The organism is Cupriavidus sp. H19C3, from assembly GCF_049393815.1.
Classification (GTDB): Bacteria; Pseudomonadota; Gammaproteobacteria; order Burkholderiales; family Burkholderiaceae; genus Cupriavidus.
Genome location: NZ_CP184985.1, coordinates 906377 through 932226 on the forward strand (window position 1 = coordinate 906377; position 25850 = coordinate 932226).

Here is a 25850-nt window from a genome sequence, read left to right on the forward strand (position 1 = left end):
GCCGTCATGCCCCGCCGGCTTCCGGGAGGACGCGAGGCGGGCGCCTCCGTCCGTCTCCCGGCATCGGTGTCATCCCCCACGTCAGCATCGTCCGACACCCGCACCAGCCCTCCCCGCCTCGCTGCCACCCGTGTTCGGGTCTATGATGGTCGGAACGCAGACCGACACTCCGGGAGCCCGCATGACCTCAGCCCTGCTGCCCGCCGCGGCCAGCCACCCCCCGCACGAACCCGCGCTGTCTTCCCAGTACCGCCATATCCGCGCCGCCACCGAGGCGATGGTGGCGGACCTGTCGGATGCCGACGCGACCGTGCAGTCGATGGACGACGCCAGCCCGGCCAAGTGGCATCTGGCCCATACCACCTGGTTTTTCGAGGAATTCGTGCTGGCGGCGCGCGTGCCGGACTACGAGCCGGTCGACCCCAGCTATCGCTACCTGTTCAATTCGTACTACGAAGCCGTCGGCGCGCGGCACCCGCGTCCGCGCCGTGGCCTGCTGACCCGCCCATCGCTCGACGAGGTGCTGGCCTACCGGGAGGCAGTGGACGAGGCCATGCTGAGCCTGCTGGCCGACGCCCAGACCGACGAGGAAGCCGCGCTGATCACGCTCGGCCTCCATCACGAACAGCAGCATCAGGAACTGCTGCTGACCGACATCCTGCATCTGTTCGCACAGAATCCGCTGCGGCCGGCATTCGCTCCCGAACTGCCCGCCGCGGTCGTGGCGGATCCACGGCCGGCGCCCGAGTGGATTGCATTTTCGGGCGGCGTGGTCGCGATCGGCCATGGCGGCGACGACTTTGCCTTCGACTGCGAGGGTCCGCGCCATAACGTGCTGCTGCAGCCGTATCAGATGAGCTCGCACCCGGTCAGCAACCGGCAATGGTTCGAATTCATCGAGGACGGCGGCTACCAGACCGCGGGACTATGGCTGTCGGACGGCTGGCGGTGGGTGTGCGACCATCGCATCCAGGCCCCCGAATATTGGGAAGAGCGCGACGGCACCTGGTGGCAGATGAGCCTGCGCGGCATGCACCCGGTCGATCCGGACAGCCCCGTCACCCATATCAGCTTCTTCGAGGCGGACGCCTTCGCTCGCTGGGCCGAGCGCCGCCTGCCCACCGAGGCCGAATGGGAACACGCGGCCCGCAACCTGCCGCCCACCGGCAACTTTGTCGAAGGACGCGCGCTACGTCCGTTGCCGGACCGGCAGAACACCGCCGGCACCCTGCGCCAGATGTTCGGCGACGTGTGGGAATGGACCGGCAGCGCATTCCTGCCCTACCCGGGATTTCGCCCCAGCGCGGGCGCGGTGGGCGAATACAACGGCAAGTTCATGAGCAGTCAGATGGTGTTGCGCGGCGGTTCCTGCGTCACGCCCGAATCCCATATCCGCGCCACCTACCGCAACTTCTTCTATCCTCACCAACGCTGGCAGTTCACCGGCGTACGGCTGGCCGACGACCGGTGAGCCGGCCTGTGGCCATCACGACTTCGGCGCCGCCGGCTTGACCTGCGGCGGCGGTTCCTTGCCGTAGAGCTTGACCCAGCGTGCGCGCAGGCCGTCGGCGATTTCCTGCTGGTTGTACAGCAGCGCGAAGTCGATGACGTTCATGCCCTGCTGGTTCTTCAGGCGCATGTCCGCGCCCTCGTCCAGCAGCAGCTTGACCGTCTCGATATGCCCGCCGCGCGCCGCCATCATCAGCGGCGTGGTGCCGTTGGGGCTTTCCGCGTCGATATAGGCGGCATGGTCGACGAGGTACTTCACCACGTCGTTGTGCCCGTTGGTCGCCGCGTAGTGCAGCGGCGCCCAGCCCGTCTTGTTGATCTCCGCCTCCTGGCCGTCGACCATCAGCTTGATCGAATCGAGGTCGCCCTGCAGGCTGGCCATCATCAGCGCGTTCTCGCCCGCGGGGTTGGTCTTGTCGAAGTCGATGTTCTTCGCCTTGATCAGAGCGGCCGCCGCCTTCTTCGATTTTTCGCGCAAGGCGACCACCAGCATCGGGTTGCCCTTGTCGTCGACGAGATTGGGGTCGACGCCGCGCGCGAGCAGCTTCTGGATCGTCCTGGCGTCGTCAAACTCCACCGCCTTGCGCATATCGTCCACGGGCGCGGCCCAGGCAAGGCTGGCGGCGCCAAGCCAGGCGGCCGTGGTGGCGACCACCGCCGCACGGCGAATCCGGTTCACATCAAACATTAGCATTCCTGTCTATGTGCTTGAACAGATTGAAAAAATTGTCCGTGGTCTGTTCCGCCACCTGAGCCACCGGCAGGCCGCGCAGGTTGGCGATGAACTCGCCGACATGCCGCACCCACGCGGGTTCATTGGTCTTGCCGCGATAGGGCACGGGCGCCAGATACGGCGAATCGGTCTCGATCAGCATGCGGTCCAGCGGCACCTTGCGCGCGGTCTCCTGCAAGTCGGCGGCGCTCTTGAAGGTGACGATGCCCGAGAACGAGATATGGAAGCCCTGGTCGAGCGCCTGGCGCGCGATGTCCCAGGTTTCCGTAAAGCAGTGCATGACACCGCCCACCTCGCCCGCGTTCTCCTCGCGCATCAGGCGCAAGGTGTCGTCCGCCGACGAACGCGTATGGATGATCAGCGGTTTGCCGGTCTGGCGCGCGGCGCGAATATGGGTGCGGAAGCGCTCGCGCTGCCATTCCATATCGGCCACGCTGCGCCCGTTCAGGCGGTAGTAATCGAGCCCGGTCTCGCCGGTGCCGACCACGCGCGGATGCGCGGATAGCGCCACCAGCCGCTCGACGGACGGTTCCTCGCTGTGTGCGCCAGGTTCGTAATCGGGATGTACGCCGACCGAGGCATACAGGTTGGGATGCTGCTCGGCCAGGGCGCGCACGCGCGGAAAGTCTTCCAGCGTGACCGAAATACAGAGCGCATGCGTGACCTGGTTGGTCCGCATATGGTCGAGCAGCTGCGGCAGGCGTTCCGCCAGTTCAGGAAAATCGAGATGACAGTGGGAATCAACAAACATGGCAATTCAATGACTGGCGCGGCAGCCCCTGGGGGCGCATGGACGAGCCCGACCCGGCGCATTGCCGGGCGGACCACCCCATGGATCTTACAGGGTCCGCGACCCAAGGTCGGCTACAGCGTCTGCGTCGGGCGGCCCGATTCGATCGCCTTGCCGAGGATTTCCTCGACCGCCTTGCGCAGGTTCCGGCCGTTATCGTCGTCGGGCAGGTGCACCCCCACGCCGGGCGTCTTCAGCGGCGTACCGGCAGGGGTGATCCATGCCACCTCGCCGGCAATCTGATATTTCTGGCGGTCCAGCAACGACAGCACGAGGAACACCTGCTCGCCCAGCCGGAACGGCCGGTTGGATGGCACGAAGATGCCGCCGCGCGTCAGGAACGGCATATAGGCCGCATACAGGCCCGCCTGGTCCTTGATCGACAGCGACAGTACATTCGGCCGCGATGGCGCCGCGGCGCCGGCCGTCGCCGGCCCCGCCGCTACCGGGCGCGTCGGCGCCCCCGTGACTGCAGTATTCATGATGACCCCAGGTTTGCTGGCCGCTCTCGCGCGGCCTATATGAATAAACCAATGACGCCGGCAACCGGCTTACGACCACCGATCAACGACCAACGACCAACGACCAACGAATTGGCCGCCTGCCGGACCCGGCAATGGCGACACCCTAACGAAACAGCTGGCGGTAGTCGAGAAACACCGACTCCATCACCAGCCGCGCCGCCAGGGGATGATTCTCGTGGCGCCGATGGGCGACCAGCCGTGCCGCAAAACCCTGCAACCGATGCGCATCGGTGGCCTGCGCGCAGCGCGCGAGCACCGCATGTTCCTTGGGAAAGTAGCGCACCGCCTTGCCGCTCCTGGCATCGAGCCGCACCGCCAGCAGATCGTACGTCCAGCGCTGCAGGATGCCAAGCACGGCCGGCACCGGAAGCTTCTGCACTTGATCTGCCGCAGACAAGGCGTCGAACGCGGCGCCACTGCCAAGCTGGCCGACCAGCCAGCGCTGCAGCGGTTGCTCCTCCGCTTCGGCGGCATGCAGCGCGGTCAGCGGCGCGCCGCCGGCCAGCGCCAGCTGTGCCTCCGCATCGGCCACCCCCTGGCTTGCCAGCCAGCCCAGCGCCGCCGCGTGCGAGGGCCGTGTCACGCCAAACTGGCGGCAGCGCGACAGAATGGTCGGCAGCACGCGATCGAGCCGGTCCGTCACGAGCAGGAACACTGTCGACGGCGGTGGCTCCTCCAGTGTCTTGAGCAGGGCGTTGGCACCCTCGGTCTGCAACGCATCGAGCGGGTACACCACCACCACGCGCAGCCCGGCCCGGTGTGTCCCCACGCCCACGGCCTCGATCAGGCTACGCACCTGCTCCATGCGGATGATCTTGCTGGGTGCCTTTTTCTTGCTGCCGCCCTCGGTCTCGCCTTCGCCATCGGCGCCGGCCTCCAGCGCTTCGGGCCGCACGACGGTGAAATCCGGATGATTGCCCTGGCTGAACCAGTGACAGGCACCACACTTGCCGCAGGGCTGACCGTCGCCGAGCGGCGCTTCGCACAGCAGCCCCTGCGCAAAATGGAGCGCCAGATCGCGCTTGCCGATGCCTTGCTGCCCATGCAGAAGCAACGCATGCGGCAGCCGGCCGCGCAGGTCGGCCAACCGTTGCCAGTCTTCTCGTTGCCAGGGATAAAGCATTGCGTCTCAGTCAGTTAGCGGCTGGCTCTCATGTGCTTTCTCAGCACCGGCACCAGACATCACAGCAGCAATATACTGGTTTCAATTCAAAGCGTTGTGAGAATTTTCTCAAGTTCGACCCGAATATCCTCGATGGAGCGCGTGGCATCGATGACGCGGAAGCGCGCCGGCGATTGCGCGGCCCGGCGCAGGTACTCGGCCCGGGTCCGCGCAAAGAATGCGCGCGACTCGGCTTCGAACTTGTCCGGCGCGCGTGAGGCGGCCAGCCGTTCGCTCGCGGTCTCCAGCGGCACGTCGAACAGCAGGGTCAGGTCGGGCTGGAGGTCGCCCTGCACCCATTGCTCGAGCACCTCGAGCCGCGCCGTTGCCAGGCCCCGCCCGCCGCCCTGGTAGGCAAAGGTGGCGTCGGTAAAGCGGTCCGATATCACCCAGTCGCCGCGTTCCAGCGCGGGCGCGATCACCTCGGCGATATGTTCGCGGCGCGCCGCGAACATCAGCAACGCCTCGGTCTCCAGATGCATGGGGCGATGCAGCAGCAACTGGCGCAGGTCCTCGCCCAGCGGCGTGCCGCCCGGCTCGCGGGTCGTGACCACGGCGCCGTTGCCCGGGCGCGCGCGCAGGCGCTCGGCCACCCACTCGATATGCGTGCTCTTGCCCGCCCCGTCGATGCCTTCGAAAGTGATGAATTTGCCTCGCATGAAGCCTTATTTGCCGCGTTGGAACTTGTCCACCGCGCGATTGTGTTCGGGAAGGGAACTGGAAAAATGACTGCTGCCATCGCCGCGCGCCACGAAGTACAGCGCGTCCGACGGTGCCGGCGTAGTGGCCGCGGCCAGCGATGCCAGCCCCGGCAACGCGATCGGGGTCGGCGGCAGCCCGGCACGGGTGTACGTATTGTACGGGGTGTCGGTCTGCAGGTCGCGCTTGCGCAGGTTGCCGTCGAAATGCTCGCCAATGCCGTAGATCACGGTCGGGTCGGTCTGCAGCATCATGTTCTTGCGCAACCGGTTGACGAACACCGCCGCGATCATCGGCCGCTCGGTGGCCTGCCCGGTCTCCTTCTCGACGATCGAGGCCATGACCAGCGCCTCGTAAGGCGTCTTGTACGGCAGATCCGGGGCGCGCGCATTCCATGCATCCGTCAGGCGCTTCTGCATGGCGCGATAGGCATGCCGGTACAGCTCCACGTCGCTGCTGCCGCGCGCAAACAGGTAGGTATCGGGAAAGAACATCCCCTCCGGCGACGGCTCGGGGGCGCCGATCGCGCGCATCAGGTCGGCGTCGCTCATGCCGAGCGTGTCGTGGCGCAAGGCGGGATTGGCGTCCACCGCCGCGCGCATCTTGCGGAACTCCCAGCCCTCGATCACCGTAACCACATAGTGCGTGACCTCGCCGCGCGCGAGCTTGTCGAGCACCTGGAGCGGGGTCACGCCCGATTCGAACTGGTAGCCGCCGGCCTTGAGGCTTGCGCCCTGCCCGGTAATGCGCGCCAGCAGCACGAACAGGCGGGCATCGACTGGCACGCCGCCGCGCTGGATCTGGCGCGCCACGCTGGTCACGGCGGAGTTAGGCTTGATGATCACCTCGACGGGCGAGGCAGCGAGGGTCAGCGGTTGATTGGCCCACCAGGCAAAGCCACCGGCGGCGGCAATCGCCACGACCACGAGTAACCCGACCAGGCGCAGGAAGAAACGTTTCATCTTGTCTTCATTGGAATCGCGCCATGCCCCCACCGGCGGGTCGGGATCGGATGGCAGCCGGCTGGCATGGCGCAAGCCCCATATAATACCGGGAGCCTTGCGCCGCCACGAGAGCGTACCGGCACTTCGGGGCCCAGCCTGGCCGGGGCGTCGCTTGATGTGTCATACAAGGTGTCGCCCAAGGTGTCGCCTCAGGTGTCGCCTCAGGTGACACCGATCGTGTTAGCTATCGTGTCGCCAATCCGTCCCACTCCGTCATTGTTGATGGCGCCATCACCCCCATATGCACGAGGGTGCCGAATGACGTCAATCCTGATCGCATGACCGCATGACCGCAAACGAATTCCCGCCTCTCTCGTCCAGCATCGATGCCCTGCGCACAACCGGCATCGTCTGCGCGCCCGCCGGCGTCGGCCTGATCCGTGTGAGCGGCGACGACGCCGCGAATTTTCTCCATAGCCAGCTGACCAACGCGGTGGAAGACCTGTCCCCTGCCACCGCGCGGCTGGCCGGCTTCTGCTCGGCCAAGGGCCGGCTGCAGGCCAGCTTCCTGATGTGGCGCGATGCCGACGGCATCGTGCTGCAACTCTCGGCCGACATCCTTGCCCCGATCCAGAAACGCCTGACCATGTTCGTCGTGCGCGCGAAGGCGCGGCTCACGGACATCTCGGCACAGACGCGGTTGCTCGGCGTGGCAGGGCCGCAGGCGGCCAGCGCGCTCGCCGCCGCAGGCCTGCCCGCGCCGGCGCAGGCGTTCGCGGCGGCCAGCGCCGACGGCGTGACCGTTATCCGCCTGCCCGACGGCGCCGGCCAGCCGCGCTGGCAGGTGGCGCTGGCAGCCGAACGAAGCGAAGCGCTGCGCGCGAGCCTGGCCCGGACGCTGGCCAGCGCGGGCAGCGAGGTGTGGGACTGGCTCGAGGTGGAGGCCGGCCTGCCGCGCATCGTGGCGGCCACGCAGGAACAATTCGTGCCGCAGATGATCAACTTCGAATTGATCGGCGGCGTGAATTTCCGCAAGGGGTGCTATCCGGGGCAGGAAGTCGTGGCGCGCAGCCAGTATCGCGGCACGCTCAAGCGGCGCATGTGGCGAGTGCATGGCGAAGGTGCCGTGCCCGCGCCGGCGGCCGAGGTCTTCCGTCCCGAGGAAGCCGGGCAGCCGTGCGGCATGATCGTCAATGCCACGGCCGCGCCGGACGGCGGCTGGGACGGCCTGGCCGAGCTCAAGATCGACGCCGCCGCAGGCGCGCTGCGCCTGGGGGCGGCCGATGGTCCGGCCCTGGTCACGCGTGCGCTGCCGTACGATGTGCCGCTGCCCAATGAGGCAGGCTGAGCGGCAAACCGCATGCAACGCCAACCGCCAGCCGCGATCTGGAGCGCACCAGATCGACCGCACCGATCGACCGCACCGATCGACCGCACCGATCGAGCGCACCGATCGAGCGCACCGATCGATCGCACCGATCGAACGCACCGATCGAACGCGTCAGATGGATGCGCACCACATCGAGCGCATCAGACCGAGCACATTTATCGATGCGCATCGATTTGTGCGCATGCAGGGGAGGCACGCCGTGAGCGATCATCTGTTCGTGTATTTTCGCGTGCCCGAGGCGCGCGCGGCCGAGGCCCTGCCGCAGTGGCATCGCTGGATGGAAACGGTCGCCGAGGCGACCGGGATTGGTGGTACGCTGATGCGCAGGCCCGAGACCCGGGCCGGCGTGCAGACGTGGATGGAATGCTATGCCGATGTGCCGCCCGCGTTCGATGCAACGCTCGACGGGCTGTGGCGGCAGAGCGGATTGGCAAGCTGGATCAGTGGCGAGCGGCAGGCCGAGCGCTTTGTCGATCTCGATGCGCTGTAGGCGCGCCGGGATCGTGGCTCGCCGATGCGGCGTCGATGCGCGGCAAGCCATGTGGCGGTCGCCTCGGGTTCGCACCACCTGCGCCGACACCCACGCCGACACGCACGTAGACACGCACGTAGACACACAGGCACGGCGTAGACACACGCAGACGGACACGCAGGCAATACGCAATACGTAAAGAAGGACACGAGACATGTGCCTCATTCTGGTCGCCTGGCACGCTCACCCGGACTATGCCCTGGTGGTGGCCGGCAACCGCGACGAATTCTATGCGCGCCCCGCGGCGCCCGCGCACTGGTGGCACGATGCCCCGCACGTGCTGGGTGGCCGTGACCTCGCCGAAGTGATCGGCGATGCGGGCACGTGGATGGGCATTGCCAATCTGCCCGGGCAGGATACGTGGTCGGGTGCGCGCTTCGCGGCCCTGACCAATTTCCGCGCGCCGTCCGAGAAGCGCGTCGATGCGCGCTCGCGCGGCGAGCTCGTCTCGCATTTCCTGCGCGGCGAGCAGGCGCCCAGGGACTATCTCAACGCGCTTGCACGCGACCATGGCGCGTACAACGGCTTCAACCTGCTGGCCAGCGACATGCATGACCTGTGGTGGTACAGCAACCGCGCGCCGTCGCGCCAGCCGCAACGGCTCACGCCGGGCGTGTATGGCCTGTCCAACGCGCTGCTCGATACGCCGTGGCCCAAGGTGCGCAGCCGCGTGGGCGCGATGTGCGAGGTACTCGCTGCCGACCGTGGCGACAGCGGTGCCAGCGCCGAGCCCTATCTGCAGATGCTGGGCGACGAGCGCCAGGCGCTCGATTTCGAATTGCCCTCGACCGGCGTGTCCTACGAATGGGAGCGCGTGCTGTCGTCGGCGTTTATCCGCTCGCCGAGCTATGGCACGCGCGCCAGCACGCTGCTGCGCGTGCGGCACGACGGCCGCTTCGACTTCAGCGAGCGCAGCTTTGGCGCGGAGGGCCAGATCGGCGAAGTCAGCTACCGCGGCCAGCTCGACATGGCGCGCGATCCGGACGTACCGGCACCGCGCTGACCTGCCTCCATGCCGCAACACGTTCCAGGCGCGCTGGTAACGCGCGCGTCCGGGGCTTTGCAGCGCCGCGCGCTTCGCCCACAATACGGCGACAATCAGGAGCAGCATTCCAGACCAGTCTCGGGCCCGGTCCATCGCCGCCCCGCAACGAGGAGACATCCATGCCGCGCTTTGCCGCGAACCTGTCGATGATGTACCAAGAGCACGGCTTTCTGGACCGCTTTGCCGCCGCCGCGTCGGACGGCTTCCAGGCCGTGGAGTATCTGTTCCCGTTCGAACATCCTGCCGCGGAGATTCGCCGCCGCCTTGACGACAACGGGCTGACGCAGGTCCTGTTCAACGCGCCGCCGGGCAACTGGGCCACGGGCGAGCGCGGCACCGCCGCCCTGCCCGGCCGCGAGACCGAATTTCGCACGGGCTTTGCGCAGGCCCTCGAATATGCGGCCGTGCTCGGCAACGAGCGTGTACACGTGATGGCCGGCATCGTGGCCTCCGATGCCGACGCCGCGCGCTGCCGTGCGGTCTATCTGGAGAACCTGGCCTATGCCGCGGCGTCCGCCGCAAAGCATGGCCTCACGGTGCTGATCGAGCCGATCAATACGCGCGACATGCCCGGCTATTTCCTGAGCCGGCAGGACGATGCCCATGCCATCTGCGCGCAGGTGGGCGCGGCCAACCTGCGCGTGCAGTTCGACTGCTATCACTGCCAGATCATGGAAGGCGACCTCGCGGTCAAGCTCAAGCGCGATATGGCCGGCATCGGCCATATCCAGATCGCGGGCGTGCCCGAGCGGCACGAGCCGGACCTCGGCGAGGTCAATTACCCGTACCTGTTCGACGTCATCGACGGCCTCGGCTATGACGGCTGGATCGGCTGCGAGTACCGGCCGCGTGCCGGTACCTCGGCTGGGCTCGGCTGGGCCAGGCCATATCTCAAGCGCTGAGACACCGCATGCGGATATTGATGACCGGCGGTGCCTACCGGGAGGATGCGGGCGTGTGACGACGGGACGGGCTTCCGCCCACTGGTCGCCCCGTCCCCCGTCCCCCGTCCCCCGTCCGTCGTCCCTCGCCCCTCGTCCCTCGTCCCTCGTCCGTCGCCCCACTTCACGCCGCCAGCAGCGCCGCAAAGCGATCGGCCAGCGTCGCCCGCGAGCGCGTCGGCCAGATCGCGCTTAACTCGAACGGTGGCAGATTATCGCCATCGCGCACATCGTGGAAACTCACGCCGGCAAACTGCAGCGCGGTAACCGATCGTGGCAGCAACGACGCGCCGCACCCGGCCGCCACGCAGGCCAGGACCGTCAGCGAGCGATTGGCGTCCTGCACCACATTGGCCTCGCAGCCAGCCTTGCGAAACGCACTGAGGATACCGGCGCGAATCACCGGCAACTGATCGCCGGGAAACCACACCAGGCCGAGGTCCGACAACTCGCGCAGGCCGACCTGGCCGTCGGCGGCCACCTCGTACGTATTGGGTACCACCGCCAGCAGCCGCTCGCGCACGATCAGCTTCTCGCGCATGCGGCCGCCCACCGCCACCGGCGTGTGCAGCAGGCCGATATCGATATTGCCCTTCTCGAGCGCGCTGGCCTGCTCGGCGTTGCTCATTTCCCGGAGCACCAGCTCGATATTGGGCACCTCGCGCCGCAGCGCCGCGATGGCGCGCGGCAGCAGGCTGAACAGCGCGGCCGAGACAAAGCCGACGGTCAGCCGGCCGCCGCGCTGCGCGCCGATCTCGCGCGCGCGGTGCGAGGCCGCGTCGATGCGTGCCACGCTGAGCCGCACGTCCTCGACCATGGCCTCCCCGGCCGCGGTCAGCGCGGCGCCACGCCGCGTGCGCTCGAAGAGCTTGACGCCGAGGTCGCGCTCCATGCGCGTCAAGGCCTGGCTCAAGGCGGGCTGGGCAATGTCGAGGGCCTCGGCGGCGCGGGTCACGCTACCCGCGTCAACCACGGCGAGGAAGTACTTGAGGTTTCGCGTCTCCATTCCGGGTCCTGTCCGCGCCTGATCCAGTGGCGCACGAGCATATCAGAATGATATGAAAGATAAACGTTTCCATAGTATGCACCGGATATCTGCCTGCATAGAATGCGGCCATCAGCGCCTTGCAGCCGCAAGCGTACGCACAACAAGACCGCGCCGCTGACGGGTGGCACAGGAGAGACACATGAACTGGTACCGCGAGATATCGTCCACGGAGAAGCGCACGTTGTGGGGCTGCTTCGCCGGTTGGGCGCTCGACGCCATCGATGCGCAGTTGTTCAGCCTCGTGATTCCGACCCTGATCGCCACCTGGGGCATCGGCAAGGGACAGGCCGGCCTGATCGGGGGCGTCACGCTGGTCGGGGGTGCGCTGGGCGGCCTGCTGGCGGGCGTGCTGTCCGATCGCGTCGGCCGCGTCCGCGCGTTGCAGATCACGGTGGTCTGGTTCTCGCTGTTCACCTTCCTGTGCGCCTTTGCCCAGAACTATGAACAACTGCTCGTGCTGAAGGCGCTGCAGGGCCTCGGCTTTGGCGGCGAATGGACGGCAGGCTCGGTGCTGCTGAGCGAAACCATTCGCGCGCGCCATCGCGGCAAGGCCATGGGTATCGTGCAAAGCGCGTGGGGCTTCGGCTGGGCCGGCGCCGTTCTGCTCTACACCGTGGTGTTCTCGTGGGTATCGCCGGACTGGGCATGGCGCGTGCTGTTCGCCATCGGCGTGATTCCGGCCTGCCTGGTGCTCTACCTGCGCCGCAATATCGTCGAGCCGCCGCGCGAGACCCGAAGCGTGCAGGACCCGGTGAAAAAGCAGAGCGCGATGGCGATCCTGGTCGGCATCTTTCATCCTTCGGTGCTGCGCCAGACCATTGTCGGCGGCCTGATCGGCCTCGGCGCGCACGGCGGCTACCACGCGGTGACCACATGGCTGCCGACGTACCTCAAGACCGAACGGCATCTGTCCGTGCTCGGCACCGGTGGCTATCTCGCCGTCGTGATCGTCTCGTTCATCATCGGCTGCTTTGTCAGCGCCTGGCTGCAGGACAGGATCGGCCGCCGCTGGAACGTGATCTTCTTCGCGCTGGCCTGTGCCATCACGGTCAACCTCTATGCGCTGCTGCCGATCGGCGACCTGGGCATGCTGTTCCTGAGCTTCCCGCTTGGCCTGTTCTCCGCCGGCATTCCGGCCACCATGGGCGCGTTGTTCAACGAGCTGTATCCGCAAGGGGTGCGCGGTACCGGGGTGGGCTTCTGCTACAACTTCGGCCGCATCGTCGCCGCGGTGTTCCCGTTCCTGGTGGGCCATATGGGCAACTCGATGCCGCTCGGCACCGCGCTTGGCATCGATGCGGGCATCGCGTATGGCCTGGTGGTGGTGGCGGCGCTGTTCCTGCCGCGTGCGCAAACGCAGCCGGTTCCCGAGGCTGCCGCGCAACGGGCCTGAACGCGTGTGCCCGAGCCACGTGCCCGCAGCATGTGTCTGAAACCCGTGCCTGAACTGCGCGCCCGACCAACGTGTCCGCGGCGCGCCTGAATCGCATCCACGATGGACCGTCTTCCTACCGCGGCAATGGCTGGCGTCGAGGCGCTCGGCGCCGACAATGTCCGCTGGCTGGCCGGCACCGCCGCCCCCGTCGAAGGCGTCGACAGCCATGCGCATGTGTTTGTGCGCGGCCTGCCGCTGGCGGCCGAGCGACGCCATGCGCCCGACTACGACGCCACGCTCGACGACTATGTCACTCACCTGCGCGTGCAGGGTCTCTCGCATGGCGTGCTGGTCCAGCCCAGCTTCCTCGGGACCGACAATTCGTTCTTTCTCGACGTGCTGCGGCGCTATCGGCACCGCTTTCGCGGGGTGGCCGTGGTCGAGCCCGGCATCTGCGACGTCGCGCTCCAGAACCTGGCCGACGCGGGCGTGGTCGGCCTGCGCCTGAATCTGATCGGCCTGCCGCTACCCGATCTGCGCGGCGGTGCCTGGCCGGCGCTGTTCGCACGCATCAATGCGCTGGGCTGGCATGTGGAGATCCATCGCGGCGCGAGCGACCTGTCCGCCCTGCTGCCCGCGCTGCTGGAGCAGCGCTGCACGATCGTGATCGACCATTTCGGCCGGCCCGATCCGGACCTTGGCGCACGCGACCCGGGGCTCGATTACCTGTGCTCGGTGGCGTCGACGGGCCAGGTGTGGGTCAAGCTGTCGGCGGCGTATCGGTCGGCGGCGTATCGGTCGGCGTCGTATCGCAGCGTGCGCGCTGCCGCCGGCAGCGAGCTTGGCGCCGTGCTGACCGCGCGGCTGCTCGATGCGTTCGGTCCCACGCGGCTGGTGTGGGGCAGCGACTGGCCGCATACCCAGCACCGCGACGTGATCGACTATGCGGCAGCGCGTGCCGCACTGGAGCGGTGGATTCCGGACGCGTTCACGCGCAAGATCGTATTGTGCGACGCGGCGCGCACGCTGTTCCGGCTGCCATAGCGAGAGGTCCGCGGTGGCGCGGCCGCAGCAGGTGCGCGCGCCCGTGGCCGCCTACGCGAGCGGCCGTACCACCTCGTAACCCTCGATGATCTCGCGCACCGGTCCCGGAATCGGCGCGGACTTCTGTGTGGCCGGATCCGCGCACACATAGACGATCTCGCCGGTGATCAGATGCTCGTCGCCGCGATACATCTCCACGCGAAACAGCATGCTCGAACGGCCCAGGCGCGCCATGCGGCCGCGGATATCGAGCGAGTCGTCGAAGCGTGCCGACGCATGGTATTCGAGCGTGGACTTGACCACGAAGATGTCGACGCCATGGGCACCCAGCACGTCCTCGGGATAGCGGATGCCGAGCGCGCGCCAGTATTCGGTCACGCAGATATCGCAGTAGGTCAGGTAATGGGCGTTGAAGACGATCGATTGCGGATCGACCTCGGCCCAGCGCACGCGCAGCGGCATGCTGTGGCGAAAATCGGCTTTGGCCATGACGGCGACGGCTCCGTATTGCCGGGCGGCACTCGCCGCCCGGGGGGCTCAGGGACGCTGCGGGAGCGTGGCGGCAAACGTTACTGCAGCTTGGCCAGACCCAGCTTCTCGATAATGGCCTTCTCGCGCTTGACCGTCTCGGCGGCAAACTGCGTGTATTGCTGGCTGCTCATGTAGAACGGTTCCATATCGAACTTGGCCAGCGATTCGCGGTAGTTCGGCATTTCCATCGCCTGCTTGAACGCGTCATGCAGCTTCTGCACGATCTTGGGGTCGGTGCCCTTGGGCACCACCAGCCCGAACGGCGAGGTCTGCACGATGCCCATGCCGAGTTCCTTCAGCGTCGGCACATTGGGGAAGCGCGCCGACCGCTTGTCGCCCCAGGTCGACAGCAGGCGCCACTTGCCCGACTCGACATAAGGCGCCCACGCCGGCGTATCGGCCACCGACATCACATGGCCGCCCAGCAGCGCCTGCATCGACTCGGAGTTGCCCTTGTACGGCACGTGGGAGAACTGCACACCCTGGTTGAGCGCGAGCTCCTCCATGGTGATATGCAGCGTGGTCATCGCGCCCGGCGTGCCATAGGTCAGCTTGCCCGGGTTGGCCTTGGCGTAGGCGATGTAGTCCTGCATGGTCTTGATCGGCGAATCGGCCGGCACCACCAGGCCGAACGAATAGCCGGCCAGGTTGATCACGTAGCTGAGATCCTTGACCGGGTCCCAATTGATCTTGGTGGTGTACGGCAGGCGGAATACCGGCAGCGGCACCTGCGCGAGCGTGTAGCCATCCGGCGCCGCCGATTGCATCAGCTGCGCGGGCAGAACCCCGCCGGCGCCGGGCTTGTTCTCGACGATCACCGGCTGGCCCAGGATCTTCGAGGCATTCTCGGCCAGTACCCGGAACGGAATATCGGTGGACCCGCCCGCCGTGTAGCCGATCACCAGCCGAATCGGCCGCTGCGGAAATTTGTCGGCCTGCGCATGGGCCGGCATGGCACCCAAGCCGAAGCTGGCCACCGCGGCCAGCAGGCCTGCGCGGGAAATGAATTGACGGCGTTGCATACTTTCCTGTCTCCTTCTTTCATGCTGCGGTACAGCACGTGCTTTGTGAAAAAACCCCATCCGCTATGTGTCGGAACGGAATGCCGTTCTCAACGCGGCCACCGCGTCGGCATGTGCCTGCCCGACGGCGGTGACAAAGCGGCCCATCTTGAAGAAATCGTGAATCATGGTCGGATAACGGGCCAGCGTCGTAGCCACGCCAGCCGCCTGCAGCTTCTCCGCGTAAGCCACCCCTTCGTCGTGCAACGGGTCATAACCCGCCACGGCGATCCACGCCGGGCTGCAGCGCCGCACATCGGCCCCGCTGCCACCGCCATCGAGCGGCGCAAAGCGCCAGTCGTCGCGGTCCTCGGGCCCGCTCAGGTATTGGGAGAAGAACCACTGGATCATCTCGGCCGTCAGCAGGTAGCCCTCGGCCAACGCGCGGTGCGAAGGGGTGTCCTGGCGCGCGCAGGTGCCCGGATAGATCAGCAGCTGGAGCACCGGCGCCAGGCCCTGGTCGCGCGCCTCGATGGCGCAGGCGGCAGCTAGCGTGCCGCCGGCGCTATCGCCACCGAGCGCGATACGGCTGGCATCGGCGCCCAGGCGCGCCGCTTCGGCAAACACCCAGTGCATGACGTCGAACGCATCGTGCGCCGCAGTCGGAAAGCGCCATTCGGGGCCGAGCCGGTAATCGACCGACAACACCAGGCAGTCGGCCTCGACGCCGAGCTTGCGGCACAGTGCATCGTGCGACTGAATGCTGCCCACCGTAAAGCCGCCGCCATGGAAATACACCAGCAGCGGCATCGGATCGGTCCAGCTAGGCGCGCGCGGCGCGTACAGCCGCACCGGAATCTGATGGCCGTCGCGCGCCGTCACGCGCAGGTCCTCGGTGGCATGCACCGGCAGCGGCGCGATGTCGAGAATCGGCGCGCTCTTGTCGTACGCGATCCTGGCGTCGATCGGGTCGAAGGTATGGAGCGGCGGCCGTTTGGCGCGCGCGATCATGTCGAGCAACTGGGCCACCTGCGCATCGAGCGCCTGGGCGGGCCTGCCGGGCAGCGGCGAGGCCGCGGGCGGAGCCGGCGATGGTGGGTCCTGCGGAGGCTGGGCGGACAAGGGACGTGCGGACATCGCGTTGAACCAGGAGCGGCAGACGGTACACCGCGTGACGGCCATGCGGCGCCCGCCAGTGACTGGCTTACCAATAGTGAACGGTCGTTCGTTTTCCGTATGATGCCACCGTTTGTGGCACGCAGGCTTACGAAATTACCCTCATCCGCAATTTGTCGCCACCTTTGCCGCCTATGCTAGAGATATCCGCACGCACATGACAGGCGCCGGCCACGGCATGGAGACAACATGACAGGCGAACATTTGCAGGTAGTGCACGGGGACATTACCCGGATGGAAGTCGATGCCATCGTCAACGCCGCCAATAGCGGCCTGATGGGCGGCGGTGGCGTGGACGGCGCCATCCACGGCGCCGGCGGCCCGGCCATCGGCAATGCCTGCCGCGCCATCCGCGACGCGCAGGGCGGCTGCCCCACGGGCCAGGCCGTCATCACCACCGGCGGACTGTTGCCCGCGCCCTACGTGATCCACGCGGTGGGGCCGGTCTGGCAGGGCGGCAGCCAGGACGAGGATGCCTTGCTCGCCAATGCCTATCGCAACAGCATCCGCCTGGCGGCGGAGCACGACCTGCGCACCATCGCCTTTCCCAATATCAGCACCGGCATCTACGGCTTTCCGCGCGAGCGCGCCGTCGATATCGCGCTTGCGGCCGTGCGCGACGCCCTGACCCGCGCGCCCTCGATCGAACAGGTGACTTTTGTCTGCTTCGACGACGAGAACTTCCGGCTGTACCGGCAGCGGCTGACCTGAGCCAGCCGCCCGCCCACGTCACGGCAGCGCGCTGCGGATCAGCAGATTGATACGCTCGGGCTGCTCGTGAACGACCCAGTGGCTGCCTTCGGGGATCCGCTCCAGGCGCAGGTCGGGCACGAAATCGCCCAGCCCGTCGACCAGCGATTTCGGCAAGGCACGATCCTGCTCGCCCCAGATCACCAGCGTCGGCACGCGCACCACGAACGCCGCCGGGTCCAGCCGCGAGAGGTCCGGAGCGGCCTCGCCCGGGGCGGGCGGATGCATGGGCGAGGCGCGGTAGTAGTTGACGCCGCCGGTCAGCGCATGCGAACCGTCGTCGCCGGGCTGCGACCATGCCGCGCGATAGCGTGCGCGCGTCTCGCCGCCAAACCAGGCTGGCGCCTGGTCCGCCTCGCCGGTCAGCATCTTCTCCAGCAGTGCAAAGTCGCTGGCGGCGAGTGCCTGTTCGGCGCCTGGCTTGCGCAGCCAGTTCATATAGGCGGACGCCTTCTGTTGCGCCGGATCGGCCGCCAGCGCGCGCGCAAACAGATACGGGTGCGGCGCATTGACGATCACCAGGCGCTCCACCAGGTCGGGATACTGCAGTGCCAGATTCCAGCACACCGCGCCCCCCCAGTCGTGCGCCACGATCACGCAGCGCGTGTAGCCGAGCACACGCACGAGCTGGACCAGATCCTCGACGATGTGGCGCGGCCGGTAGGCCTCCACATCGGCCGGCTTGCCCGACAGGTTGAACCCGCGCAGGTCCGGCGCCACGGCAAAATGGGTCTGGCCGAATTCCGCAAGCTGGTGCTCCCAGGCGTACCAGAATTCCGGGAATCCATGCACGAACAGCAACAGCGGCTTGCCCGATTCACCCGCGCTGGCATAGTGCAGCCGCATGCCGTTGGGCAGATTGGCGAACTGCAGGTGGTGAATCACGGCAGGTGCGGTCATGAGGGTCTCCATTGCCAGTCCCTCTCAGTCGCGCAAGGCCCGTACCAGGGCCGCGCGCACCTCGGGCTTGTCGCCGAATGGATCGGGCGGATTGCGCTGCGCGACCATCGCCTCCATGCGCTGCCGCACACCGTCCAGTGCCTGCGGGTGGGAATAAATATAGAAGCTTTCGTCGCGAATGGCGTCGAACGTGCGCTGCGCAACGTCTTCCGCCGAGACCTTGCCGGACGAGACCGCCTTCTCCGCCTGGGCCTGCGCCACCCGTTGCGAGCGCGTGGGCGGCACCGCGTTGGCAAGCGTGGCGGGACGATTACGGTGCGACTGGCTGATGCCGGTCGGCACGAAATAAGGGCACAGTACCGAGCAATGCACCTGATCCGTGACCAGGCCAAGGTCCTGGTACAGCGTCTCGCTCAGCGCCACCACGGCATGCTTTGACACGTTGTAGATGCCCATGGCCGGCGCGTTGAGCAACCCCGCCATCGATGCCGTATTGACGATATGGCCGCGGTAGTCGGCATCCTTGCGCGCAGCTTCCAGCATCAGCGGCGTAAAGATGCGCACGCCATGGATCACGCCATGCAGGTTGACGCCGAGCACCCAGTCCCAATCGCGCTCGGTACTCTCCCACAGCAGCCCGCCGGCCCCTACCCCGGCATTGTTGAACAGCAGATTGACCTCGCCGAAGGCCGACATGGCGGCGTCGGCCAGGGCCTGCACCTCGGCCGCGCGCGCCACGTCGGCGCGCAGGCCGATCACCTGGGCGCCCTGCGCCTTCAACTCGCCGACGGTCGCATCGAGCACGTCTTCCTGCACGTCGGCCAGCACCAGCCGCATGCGCAGCGCGGCGCCGAGGCGGGCAAAGACCTTGCCAAAACCGGAGGCGCCCCCGGTAATGACGGCCACCTTGTTCTCAAACTGCTTCATGGCGGGTTCCTGTTGTCAGGGTTGCCGGAGGCTGCGGGGCGGCGCGCACGCGGCATCGCGTTCATCGCGTTCAGCGCGTTCAGCGCGTTCAGCGCGTCAATTGCGTCAATCGCGCTGATCCGCGTCAGTCGAGCAGGTCGGGTTGTTCGCGCACGATGCGGGCGTAGAGCGGCTGGAACTGGAACCAGCCGGCCTGCGCGGTGCCGACGATCGAGTACGCCTGGCGCGCGGCGCCATCGCCGATCATCTTCAGCGGCGCGCCCGTGCGGGCGGCCGCGGCCTCGGCCAGCAACTGCACCTGGCACGAACGCTCCATGGTGATAAACCACCAGGCCGCCTCGTCGACGGTCTTGCCGACCGTGAGGAGGCCATGGTTCTGCAGGATTGCGGCCTTGTGAGGGCCGAGCGCGTTGGCAATGCGCTGCCCCTCGTCGAGCTCGACCACCACACCGCCAAAGTCGTCGTAAAGCGCGTGGTCCTGGTAGAACGCGCAGACATCCTGCGTGAGCGGGTCGAGCGTACGGCCGAGCGTCGACCAGGCGCGCCCGTGCGTGCTGTGCGAATGGGCGGCGGCCACGGCATCCTCGCGCGTCTGGTGGATGCGCGAGTGAATCGCAAAGGCGGCCGCGTTGACCGGATAGTCGCCCTCCACCACATTGCCCTCGTGGTCGCAGCGAATCAGGTTGGAAACCTTGACCTGGCTGAAATGCACGCCGAAGGGATTGACCCAGAAGGTGTCCGTAAACTCGGGGTCGCGCGCGGTGATATGGCCGGCCACGCCTTCGTCGAAGCCGAACTTCGAGAACAGCCGGAAGGCCGCCGCCAGCCGCTGCTTGCGGTGCAGGCGCTCCTCGCCCGGCGTGGCGAACTTCGGCGGGCGCGGCAGGTTGCGATAGCGGGCCTTGACCTCCTCGGACAGGCCGATGTCGGCGCTATCGCTGGCGCGCGCCGCGTGTTCGGGTGCGTTCATGATGTCTCCTCTTCTTTTTTTGCGGCTCGTTGGCTCGTTGGCTCGTTGGCTCGTTGGCTCGTTGCCCGTTGCTCGCCGGCCGGATCGCCCCGGGTCCGGCCGCGTGGCGCCGGTCCCGGCGAACCGCGCCGGCTTACACCAGCTTGACCAGCTGCTTGCCGAAATTCTTGCCCTTGAGCAGGCCCATAAAGGCTTCGGGTGCACTGGCGAGACCCTGCGCCACGCTCTCGCGGAACCTGAGCTGCCCCTGCGCCACCATCCCGCCAAGTTCCTTCAGCGCCTGCGGCCATACGTCCATATGCTCGGAGACGATAAAGCCTTCGATCCTGGCTCGCGACACCAGGATCGCGCGCGGATTGCGCAGCGGCAGGTCCTGCCCGTCATAACCGGCGATCAGCCCGCACAGCGCAATGCGGCCGAACGCATTGAGGCGGGCCAGCACCACATCGAGGATATCGCCGCCCACGTTCTCGAAGTACCCATCCACCCCGCCGGGCGTGACTTCCTTGACCATCGCGTAGAGCGCCTTGGCATCGGCCGCGGCCTTGTAGTCCACGCAGGCGTCGAAGCCGAGCTCCTTTACCACGTAGTCGCACTTGTCCTTGCCGCCGGCCACGCCGACCACGCGGCAGCCAGCCTTCTTTGCCAGTTGCCCGACCACGCTGCCAACGGCACCCGAGGCCGCGCTGACCATCACGGTCTCGCCCGCCTTGGGCGCGATGATGCGGTTGAGCCCATACCATGCGGTCACACCGGGCATGCCGACCGCGCCGAGGTACGCCGACAGCGGTACGTGCGTGGTGTCGACCTTCTGCATGCCACCGCCGTCGCTGACGGCCATCTCCTGCCACCCGAACATGCCGACCACCTTGTCACCGACCTGCCACTTCGGGTTCTGGCTCGCGACCACCTCGCCCACGGTGCCGCCGATCATGACTTCGCCAAGCGGCTGCGGGTTCGCGTACGACTTGCCTTCGCTCATGCGTCCGCGCATATACGGATCGAGCGACAGGAAGTGATTGCGGACGAGCACCTGGCCGTCGGCCAGTTCCGGCACCGGCACGGTCTCGAGCCGGAAATTGTCGGGCGTCACCGCGGCCGTCGGCCGCGAAGCCAGGACGATGCGCTGGTAGGTCTGCTGTGCGGACATGGTGGATTCCTTGTGATGGTCGGGCGGGAAGGGGGTGGCGCGGCGGCGTCAGCCGTCGGCGCCGGTATCCGCCGCCCCAGGGGCACGCCGGGGCGGCGAACGCTTGATGAACTTGAAGGTGCCGGACGCGCGCGCGACGATCTTGCCGTCGGCATCGACGATCTCGGCCTCGCAGAACGCCATCGTGCTGGTCCGGTGCATGCATTGGCCGCGCGCCGTCAGCTTGCTGCCGCGGCCCGGCGACATGAAGGTCGTCTTCATCTCGATGGTGACCACACCGCGCCCCTCGGGGTCGGTGGAACGGCCCGAGATGGCCATGGCGACGTCGAGCATCGTCATCAGCACGCCGCCGTGCGCCATATCCCAGCTGTTCTGGTGGCGTTCGAGCAGATCGAGCTCGATCTCGCTGTGCCCGGCTTCCATGCGGTTGCAGCGCACACCGAGGTCGAGCAGAAAGGGGATCTTGTGAAGAAAACCGTTATGTTCCGTCATGATGCAAAAAGCGTGTAGGGCCGATAGAAGCGGCGGGCCTGCGAGACGTGTCGCGCGCCTGGCTCGATGGAATGCGGGTTGCGGGCCGGACAGCGACTACGGCGCCGCGCGACCGCCATTAGACCATCAGTCCGCATGCCGGTGGGCACGGACCGGGCCGCAACCGGACGCCACGCCGCCGCGGTAGCTGCCCTCACACCGCGCTCACGCCGCCATCGACGGCCAGCACCTGCCCCGTGATGTGCTTGCCGGCATCGCTGGCAAACAGCAGCGCGGCGCCCTTGAGGTCCTCGTCGTCGCCCAGCCGGCGCAGCGGCACGCCCGCGCACATGGCTTCCACCCCGAGCCGCTCGATCGAGCCCTGGGTCATCTTCGACGGAAAGAAACCCGGCGCCAGCGCGTTGACGGTGATGTTGTGCTCACCCCATTCCGCCGCCAGCGTACGCGTGAAATTGATCACGGCACCCTTCGACGTATTGTAGGCAATGGTCTCCATGGTGCCCGGCGGATTGCCGGCCAGCCCGGCGATCGACGCCACGTTGACGATGCGCCCGCGCCGGCGCGGAATCATCGACTGCTTGCCGACCTGCTGCGTGAGCAGGAACAGGCCCCGGATATTGAGGTTCATCACCTTGTCCCACGCCTCGACCGGATGGTCCTCGGCTGGCGCCCCCCAGGTGGCGCCCGCGTTGTTGACGAGGATATCGATCTGACCGAGTTTTGCCATCGCCTGCGCGGCCAGCCGGTGGATATCGGCGTCGCGCGCGCCATCGGCGGCGATCCAGTCGGCCTCGATGCCGCGCGCCTTGAGGTGAGCCTGGGCCTGCTCCAGTTCGTCGGCCTTGCGCGCCGACAGCACCAGGCGCGCGCCCTGCTCGCCGAGCGCCTCGGCGATCTGCAGGCCGAGGCCGCGCGAGCCGCCGGTTATCAGCGCGGTGCGGCCGCTGAGATCGAACAGTTGCTGGATCGTATGCATGGGGCTGTCTCCGTGTGGTCCGTGCGGGCCTGGTGGTTTAGAACCAGGCGTCCTGCATGTCGAGCGTGGTGCGGTCGAGCGACGCCAGCAGATCGAACTGCGGCGTGGTCCGAGGCAACTCGAAGCGATAGAAGTACGCGGCCGCGGCGAGCTTGCCGCGATAGAAACCGGCATCGTCGCCGCTGGCCGCCGGCAACGCGCGCTGCGCGACCAGCGCTTGCTCCAGCCAGATCCACGCCACCACCACATGGCCGAAGGCTTCCAGGTAGACGGTGGCGTTGGCGAGCGTCACGTTGGGGTCGCCGGCCGCCCACAACGTGGTGGTGACCTCCGCCAGCCGCTGCGCTGCGGCACCCAGTGCGCGCGCGTAGCCGGCCAGAGCGGCATCGCCGGCCACCAGCGCGCGGGCACAGGTGGCCTCGATGCGTGCGCCCAGCAGACGCAGCGCCGCGCCATCGCGCATGACGACCTTGCGGCCGAGCAGATCGAGGCCCTGGATGCCATGCGTGCCTTCATGGATCGGATTGAGGCGGTTGTCGCGATAGAACTGCTCGACGTTGTACTCGCGCGTGTAGCCATAGCCGCCGTGGACCTGGATGGCCAGGCTGTTGGCTTCCAGACACCACTGCGACGGCCAGCTCTTGGCGATCGGGGTCAGGATATCGAGCAGCAGCGACAGCGGCGCGGCATCCTCATCGGCGGCGCGCGCCGCGCGCTCCTGGTCGACGAGCTTCGCGCAATAGAGGTTCAGCGCGAGCCCACCTTCCACATAGCTCTTTTGCGCGAGCAGCATGCGCCGGATATCGGCATGCTCGACCAGGCGCACCTGCGGGCTGGCCGGATCCTTGCCGCCGGGCCCGAGCGGCCGCCCCTGCGGGCGGTTGCGCGCGTAGTCGAGCGCATGCAGGTAGCCGGTATAGCCGAGCGTTACCGCACCGAGACCAACGCCGATGCGGGCCTCGTTCATCATGTGGAACATGCAGGCGAGCCCCTGGTGCGGCGCGCCCACGAGATAGCCGATGGCCCCGGCCTGGCCGGCGGGCCGGTACTTCGTGCCTTCGCCAAAATTGAGCAGGCAATTGGTGGTGCCGCGGTAGCCCATCTTGTGATTGAGCCCGGCCAGCACCACGTCATTATGTTCGCCGAGCGTGCCATCCGCATTGACAAGGTACTTCGGCACGATAAACAGCGAGATGCCCTTCACGCCCGGAATCAGCTTGCCGTCCGGTCCCGGAATCTTGGCCAGCACGAGATGGACGATGTTGTCCGAGAGCTCGTGCTCGCCCGCCGAGATCCACATCTTGTTGCCGCGCAGGCGATACTGCGCGCCCAGCGGCGACTCGCATTCGTATTCGGCACGCGTGGCGATATCGGATAGCGACGAGCCCGCCTGTGGTTCCGACAGGCACATCGTGCCGAAAAAGCGCCCTTCCAGCTCGGGCCGCACGAAGGTATCGATCTGTGCCGGCGTGCCATGCGTCAGCAGCAGGTTGGCGTTGCCGATGGTCAGGAATGGATACGAGCTGGTGCCGACGTTGGCGCCCTTGAAGTAGGCGAACGCGGCTTTCTCCAGCACCACCGGCAATTGCATGCCGCCATACGCGTAGTCCTGGCCCGCGGCCATGAGGCCGGCGTCGCAGAAGGCCCGCAGCGCGGCCTTGACTTCGGGAATGATGGTGACGGTGTGGCCGTCGAAGTGCGGCTCGTGCTGGTCGCTCTTCTTGTTGTGAGGCGCGAACAGGTCGGTGGCGATGCGCTCGCAGGTGTCCAGCGCGGCATCGAAGGTCTCGCGGGAATGATCGGCGTAACGCGGGATGCGCGCCAGCTGCTCCACCTCGAGCCATTCGTACAGGAGGAAATTGAGATCGCGGCGCGAAAGGATTAACGACATGACGGGAGGGGCTCCGGAGTCGGGACATCGACAATGCCGCAGGCAGGTGCCCTCTCCCCACGCGGGGAGAGGATCGGGTAATGCCGGTCAGACAGGCCAGCCCGGAAGGCCAGCCAGAACGCACCTGCGTTCAGACCACTTCGAACAGTCCCGCGGCGCCCTGCCCGCCGCCGATGCACATCGTCACCACCACGTACTTCACGCCGCGGCGCTTGCCTTCGATCAGCGCATGGCCAACCAGACGCGCGCCAGAGACGCCGTACGGATGACCCACCGCGATCGCGCCGCCGTTCACATTGAGACGATCCATCGGAATGCCGAGCTTGTCGGCGCAGTACAGCACCTGCACGGCAAACGCTTCGTTCAGTTCCCACAGGCCGATGTCGTCGACCTTGAGCCCGGCCTTCTTCAGCAGCTTGGGCACGGCGAACACGGGACCGATGCCCATCTCGTCGGGCTCGCAGCCGGCCACCGCAAAGCCGCGGAAGATGCCGAGCGGCTGCAGGCCGCGCGCCGAGGCCACCTTCGCATTCATCACGACCGCCGCCGAGGCGCCGTCGGAAAACTGCGAGGCATTCCCCGCCGTGATCACGCCGCCAGGCAGCGCGGTACGGATCTTCGCCACGCCTTCGAGCGTGGTGTCGGGGCGGATGCCTTCGTCGGCGGAGATCGTCACCTCCTTCGTCAGCAACTGACCGGTGGCCTTGTCGGCCACGCCCGCCAGCACCGTGATCGGCACGATCTCGTCCTTGAACTTGCCGGCCTCCTGCGCCGCGGCGGCGCGCAGCTGGCTCTGCACGCCATACTCGTCCTGGCGCTCCTTGGCGATGTTGTAGCGCTTGGCCACGTTCTCCGCGGTCTGCAGCATGCTCCAGTAGATTTCCGGCTTGTTCCTGCCCAGCCACGATTCCTGGATCATGTGCCGGTTCATCTCCTGCTGCACGCACGAGATCGACTCGACGCCGCCCGCCACGAAGATGTCGCCCTCGTCGGCAATCACGCGCTGCGCGGCCATGGCGATGGTCTGCAGGCCGGAAGAGCAGAAGCGGTTGACGGTGGCCCCCGGCACGCTCACCGGGCAGCCGGCGCGCAGCGCGATCTGGCGCGCGATATTGGCGCCGGTGGCGCCTTCCGGATTGGCACAGCCCATCAGCACGTCTTCCACCTCGCCCGGCTCGATCTTCGCGCGCGCGATGGCGTGCTGGACCACATGTCCACCCATGGTGGCGCCATGGGTCATGTTGAATGCGCCCTTCCAGCTCTTGGCCAGCCCGGTGCGGGCGGTGGATACGATGACTGCTTCGTTCATGTCTTGCTCCTCGGTATCTTGGTATCGCTTGTCGATATATG

Annotated in this window: 26 protein-coding genes; 8 read left to right on the forward strand and 18 right to left on the reverse strand. The window is 67.1% G+C overall.

Going from position 1 to position 25850, the window contains the following annotated elements; translation table 11 throughout:
- Nucleotides 1-181: 181 nt before the first annotated feature.
- The gene (egtB, locus tag DFLDMN_RS04085; protein WP_423197225.1) at nucleotides 182-1471 is read left to right on the forward strand and encodes an ergothioneine biosynthesis protein EgtB; all 1290 of its coding nucleotides are present in this window, start codon (nucleotides 182-184) and stop codon (nucleotides 1469-1471) included.
- A 15-nt stretch (nucleotides 1472-1486) separates the two neighbouring features.
- Here the strand turns inward: egtB and DFLDMN_RS04090 are convergent, their stop codons facing one another.
- The 6 genes from DFLDMN_RS04090 to mltG form a co-directional block, all read right to left on the reverse strand.
- The gene (locus DFLDMN_RS04090; RefSeq protein ID WP_423197226.1) at nucleotides 1487-2197 is read right to left on the reverse strand and encodes an ankyrin repeat domain-containing protein; all 711 of its coding nucleotides are present in this window, start codon (nucleotides 2195-2197) and stop codon (nucleotides 1487-1489) included.
- Nucleotides 2190-2993 carry a TatD family hydrolase gene (locus tag DFLDMN_RS04095; protein WP_423197227.1) on the reverse strand — a complete coding sequence of 268 codons (804 nt, stop codon included), beginning with the start codon at nucleotides 2991-2993 and terminating at the stop codon, nucleotides 2190-2192. Before DFLDMN_RS04095 ends, DFLDMN_RS04090 begins: the two co-directional genes overlap by 8 nt.
- Before the next feature lie 113 nt (nucleotides 2994-3106).
- Nucleotides 3107-3514 (reverse strand): PilZ domain-containing protein, encoded by a 408-nt coding sequence (locus DFLDMN_RS04100; RefSeq protein WP_423197228.1) that lies wholly within the window; start codon nucleotides 3512-3514, stop codon nucleotides 3107-3109.
- A 145-nt stretch (nucleotides 3515-3659) separates the two neighbouring features.
- Entirely contained in the window at nucleotides 3660-4679 is a 1020-nt protein-coding gene (locus DFLDMN_RS04105) for a DNA polymerase III subunit delta' (RefSeq protein ID WP_423197229.1), read from the reverse strand.
- 86 nt (nucleotides 4680-4765) lie between these two features.
- Entirely contained in the window at nucleotides 4766-5377 is a 612-nt protein-coding gene (gene tmk / locus DFLDMN_RS04110) for a dTMP kinase (protein ID WP_423197230.1), read from the reverse strand.
- A 6-nt stretch (nucleotides 5378-5383) separates the two neighbouring features.
- Nucleotides 5384-6379 (reverse strand): endolytic transglycosylase MltG, encoded by a 996-nt coding sequence (gene mltG / locus DFLDMN_RS04115; protein WP_423197231.1) that lies wholly within the window; start codon nucleotides 6377-6379, stop codon nucleotides 5384-5386.
- 328 nt (nucleotides 6380-6707) lie between these two features.
- On the opposite strand from mltG, the gene DFLDMN_RS04120 reads away from it, so the two are divergent.
- From DFLDMN_RS04120 to otnI, 4 genes are all read left to right on the forward strand, one after another.
- A complete protein-coding gene (locus DFLDMN_RS04120) occupies nucleotides 6708-7709 on the forward strand; it encodes a YgfZ/GcvT domain-containing protein (RefSeq protein WP_423197232.1) in 1002 nt (333 codons plus the stop codon).
- A 241-nt stretch (nucleotides 7710-7950) separates the two neighbouring features.
- The gene (locus DFLDMN_RS04125; protein ID WP_423198306.1) at nucleotides 7951-8241 is read left to right on the forward strand and encodes a DUF4936 family protein; all 291 of its coding nucleotides are present in this window, start codon (nucleotides 7951-7953) and stop codon (nucleotides 8239-8241) included.
- A gap of 196 nt (nucleotides 8242-8437) precedes the next feature.
- Nucleotides 8438-9286, forward strand: a complete 849-nt coding sequence (locus tag DFLDMN_RS04130) for an NRDE family protein (protein ID WP_423197233.1) — start codon at nucleotides 8438-8440, stop codon at nucleotides 9284-9286.
- A gap of 161 nt (nucleotides 9287-9447) precedes the next feature.
- On the forward strand, nucleotides 9448-10230 hold the full coding sequence (gene otnI, locus DFLDMN_RS04135; RefSeq protein WP_423197234.1) for a 2-oxo-tetronate isomerase: 783 nt from the start codon (nucleotides 9448-9450) through the stop codon (nucleotides 10228-10230).
- A 163-nt stretch (nucleotides 10231-10393) separates the two neighbouring features.
- On the opposite strand, the gene DFLDMN_RS04140 is transcribed toward otnI, so the two are convergent.
- Nucleotides 10394-11275: a LysR family transcriptional regulator gene (locus DFLDMN_RS04140; RefSeq protein WP_423197235.1), complete on the reverse strand. Its 882-nt coding sequence runs from the start codon at nucleotides 11273-11275 to the stop codon at nucleotides 10394-10396.
- Nucleotides 11276-11456: 181 nt separating this feature from the next.
- Between DFLDMN_RS04140 and DFLDMN_RS04145 the strand changes: the two genes are divergently transcribed.
- Together DFLDMN_RS04145 and DFLDMN_RS04150 are read left to right on the forward strand one after the other, a co-directional pair.
- A complete protein-coding gene (locus tag DFLDMN_RS04145) occupies nucleotides 11457-12710 on the forward strand; it encodes an MFS transporter (protein WP_423197236.1) in 1254 nt (417 codons plus the stop codon).
- Between the two features lie 102 nt (nucleotides 12711-12812).
- Entirely contained in the window at nucleotides 12813-13736 is a 924-nt protein-coding gene (locus DFLDMN_RS04150) for an amidohydrolase family protein (protein ID WP_423197237.1), read from the forward strand.
- Between the two features lie 51 nt (nucleotides 13737-13787).
- Here the strand turns inward: DFLDMN_RS04150 and DFLDMN_RS04155 are convergent, their stop codons facing one another.
- The 3 genes from DFLDMN_RS04155 to DFLDMN_RS04165 all read right to left on the reverse strand — a co-directional run bounded on the left by DFLDMN_RS04155 (nucleotide 13788) and on the right by DFLDMN_RS04165 (nucleotide 16279).
- Entirely contained in the window at nucleotides 13788-14225 is a 438-nt protein-coding gene (locus tag DFLDMN_RS04155; protein WP_423197238.1) for a YbgC/FadM family acyl-CoA thioesterase, read from the reverse strand.
- Between the two features lie 80 nt (nucleotides 14226-14305).
- Complete coding sequence (locus DFLDMN_RS04160; RefSeq protein WP_423197239.1) at nucleotides 14306-15289, reverse strand: tripartite tricarboxylate transporter substrate-binding protein; 984 nt, start codon at nucleotides 15287-15289, stop codon at nucleotides 14306-14308.
- A gap of 63 nt (nucleotides 15290-15352) precedes the next feature.
- Nucleotides 15353-16279: an alpha/beta hydrolase gene (locus DFLDMN_RS04165; protein ID WP_423198307.1), complete on the reverse strand. Its 927-nt coding sequence runs from the start codon at nucleotides 16277-16279 to the stop codon at nucleotides 15353-15355.
- Nucleotides 16280-16633: 354 nt separating this feature from the next.
- On the opposite strand from DFLDMN_RS04165, the gene DFLDMN_RS04170 reads away from it, so the two are divergent.
- A complete protein-coding gene (locus DFLDMN_RS04170) occupies nucleotides 16634-17155 on the forward strand; it encodes an O-acetyl-ADP-ribose deacetylase (RefSeq protein WP_423197240.1) in 522 nt (173 codons plus the stop codon).
- 18 nt (nucleotides 17156-17173) lie between these two features.
- Here DFLDMN_RS04170 and DFLDMN_RS04175 read toward each other — a convergent pair whose 3' ends face one another.
- The 8 genes from DFLDMN_RS04175 to DFLDMN_RS04210 form a co-directional block, all read right to left on the reverse strand.
- Nucleotides 17174-18106, reverse strand: coding sequence for an alpha/beta fold hydrolase (locus DFLDMN_RS04175; protein ID WP_423197241.1), 933 nt, complete (start codon nucleotides 18104-18106; stop codon nucleotides 17174-17176).
- Nucleotides 18107-18118: 12 nt separating this feature from the next.
- Nucleotides 18119-19021: an SDR family oxidoreductase gene (locus tag DFLDMN_RS04180; protein WP_423197242.1), complete on the reverse strand. Its 903-nt coding sequence runs from the start codon at nucleotides 19019-19021 to the stop codon at nucleotides 18119-18121.
- 124 nt (nucleotides 19022-19145) lie between these two features.
- Nucleotides 19146-19991, reverse strand: coding sequence for a class II aldolase/adducin family protein (locus DFLDMN_RS04185; protein WP_423197243.1), 846 nt, complete (start codon nucleotides 19989-19991; stop codon nucleotides 19146-19148).
- Nucleotides 19992-20124: 133 nt separating this feature from the next.
- Complete coding sequence (locus DFLDMN_RS04190) at nucleotides 20125-21141, reverse strand: NADP-dependent oxidoreductase (protein WP_423197244.1); 1017 nt, start codon at nucleotides 21139-21141, stop codon at nucleotides 20125-20127.
- A 48-nt stretch (nucleotides 21142-21189) separates the two neighbouring features.
- A complete protein-coding gene (locus tag DFLDMN_RS04195; protein WP_423197245.1) occupies nucleotides 21190-21633 on the reverse strand; it encodes a PaaI family thioesterase in 444 nt (147 codons plus the stop codon).
- Nucleotides 21634-21826: 193 nt separating this feature from the next.
- Nucleotides 21827-22609 (reverse strand): SDR family oxidoreductase, encoded by a 783-nt coding sequence (locus DFLDMN_RS04200; protein ID WP_423197246.1) that lies wholly within the window; start codon nucleotides 22607-22609, stop codon nucleotides 21827-21829.
- Nucleotides 22610-22646: 37 nt separating this feature from the next.
- Nucleotides 22647-24500 carry an acyl-CoA dehydrogenase gene (locus DFLDMN_RS04205; RefSeq protein ID WP_423197247.1) on the reverse strand — a complete coding sequence of 618 codons (1854 nt, stop codon included), beginning with the start codon at nucleotides 24498-24500 and terminating at the stop codon, nucleotides 22647-22649.
- 130 nt (nucleotides 24501-24630) lie between these two features.
- The gene (locus DFLDMN_RS04210) at nucleotides 24631-25809 is read right to left on the reverse strand and encodes an acetyl-CoA C-acyltransferase (RefSeq protein ID WP_423197248.1); all 1179 of its coding nucleotides are present in this window, start codon (nucleotides 25807-25809) and stop codon (nucleotides 24631-24633) included.
- Nucleotides 25810-25850: the final 41 nt, after the last annotated feature.

Excerpts from the sequence above, each read along its gene's own strand:
- DFLDMN_RS04095 (WP_423197227.1), bottom strand. The coding sequence starts at position 2,993 with ATGTTTGTTGATTCCCACTGTCATCTCGATTTTCCTGAACTGGCGGAA.
- DFLDMN_RS04180 (WP_423197242.1), bottom strand. The coding sequence starts at position 19,021 with ATGAAGCAGTTTGAGAACAAGGTGGCCGTCATTACCGGGGGCGCCTCC.
- DFLDMN_RS04165 (WP_423198307.1), bottom strand. The coding sequence starts at position 16,279 with ATGATCGCGCGCGCCAAACGGCCGCCGCTCCATACCTTCGACCCGATC.
- DFLDMN_RS04100 (WP_423197228.1), bottom strand. The coding sequence starts at position 3,514 with ATGAATACTGCAGTCACGGGGGCGCCGACGCGCCCGGTAGCGGCGGGG.
- otnI (WP_423197234.1), top strand. The coding sequence starts at position 9,448 with ATGCCGCGCTTTGCCGCGAACCTGTCGATGATGTACCAAGAGCACGGC.
- DFLDMN_RS04145 (WP_423197236.1), top strand. The coding sequence starts at position 11,457 with ATGAACTGGTACCGCGAGATATCGTCCACGGAGAAGCGCACGTTGTGG.
- DFLDMN_RS04160 (WP_423197239.1), bottom strand. The coding sequence starts at position 15,289 with ATGCAACGCCGTCAATTCATTTCCCGCGCAGGCCTGCTGGCCGCGGTG.
- DFLDMN_RS04150 (WP_423197237.1), top strand. The coding sequence starts at position 12,813 with ATGGACCGTCTTCCTACCGCGGCAATGGCTGGCGTCGAGGCGCTCGGC.
- DFLDMN_RS04105 (WP_423197229.1), bottom strand. The coding sequence starts at position 4,679 with ATGCTTTATCCCTGGCAACGAGAAGACTGGCAACGGTTGGCCGACCTG.
- DFLDMN_RS04195 (WP_423197245.1), bottom strand. The coding sequence starts at position 21,633 with ATGACGGAACATAACGGTTTTCTTCACAAGATCCCCTTTCTGCTCGAC.
- DFLDMN_RS04200 (WP_423197246.1), bottom strand. The coding sequence starts at position 22,609 with ATGCATACGATCCAGCAACTGTTCGATCTCAGCGGCCGCACCGCGCTG.
- DFLDMN_RS04140 (WP_423197235.1), bottom strand. The coding sequence starts at position 11,275 with ATGGAGACGCGAAACCTCAAGTACTTCCTCGCCGTGGTTGACGCGGGT.
- DFLDMN_RS04205 (WP_423197247.1), bottom strand. The coding sequence starts at position 24,500 with ATGTCGTTAATCCTTTCGCGCCGCGATCTCAATTTCCTCCTGTACGAA.
- DFLDMN_RS04130 (WP_423197233.1), top strand. The coding sequence starts at position 8,438 with ATGTGCCTCATTCTGGTCGCCTGGCACGCTCACCCGGACTATGCCCTG.
- mltG (WP_423197231.1), bottom strand. The coding sequence starts at position 6,379 with ATGAAACGTTTCTTCCTGCGCCTGGTCGGGTTACTCGTGGTCGTGGCG.
- egtB (WP_423197225.1), top strand. The coding sequence starts at position 182 with ATGACCTCAGCCCTGCTGCCCGCCGCGGCCAGCCACCCCCCGCACGAA.
- DFLDMN_RS04185 (WP_423197243.1), bottom strand. The coding sequence starts at position 19,991 with ATGAACGCACCCGAACACGCGGCGCGCGCCAGCGATAGCGCCGACATC.
- DFLDMN_RS04170 (WP_423197240.1), top strand. The coding sequence starts at position 16,634 with ATGACAGGCGAACATTTGCAGGTAGTGCACGGGGACATTACCCGGATG.
- DFLDMN_RS04175 (WP_423197241.1), bottom strand. The coding sequence starts at position 18,106 with ATGGAGACCCTCATGACCGCACCTGCCGTGATTCACCACCTGCAGTTC.
- DFLDMN_RS04210 (WP_423197248.1), bottom strand. The coding sequence starts at position 25,809 with ATGAACGAAGCAGTCATCGTATCCACCGCCCGCACCGGGCTGGCCAAG.
- DFLDMN_RS04190 (WP_423197244.1), bottom strand. The coding sequence starts at position 21,141 with ATGTCCGCACAGCAGACCTACCAGCGCATCGTCCTGGCTTCGCGGCCG.
- DFLDMN_RS04155 (WP_423197238.1), bottom strand. The coding sequence starts at position 14,225 with ATGGCCAAAGCCGATTTTCGCCACAGCATGCCGCTGCGCGTGCGCTGG.
- DFLDMN_RS04120 (WP_423197232.1), top strand. The coding sequence starts at position 6,708 with ATGACCGCAAACGAATTCCCGCCTCTCTCGTCCAGCATCGATGCCCTG.
- tmk (WP_423197230.1), bottom strand. The coding sequence starts at position 5,377 with ATGCGAGGCAAATTCATCACTTTCGAAGGCATCGACGGGGCGGGCAAG.
- DFLDMN_RS04090 (WP_423197226.1), bottom strand. The coding sequence starts at position 2,197 with ATGTTTGATGTGAACCGGATTCGCCGTGCGGCGGTGGTCGCCACCACG.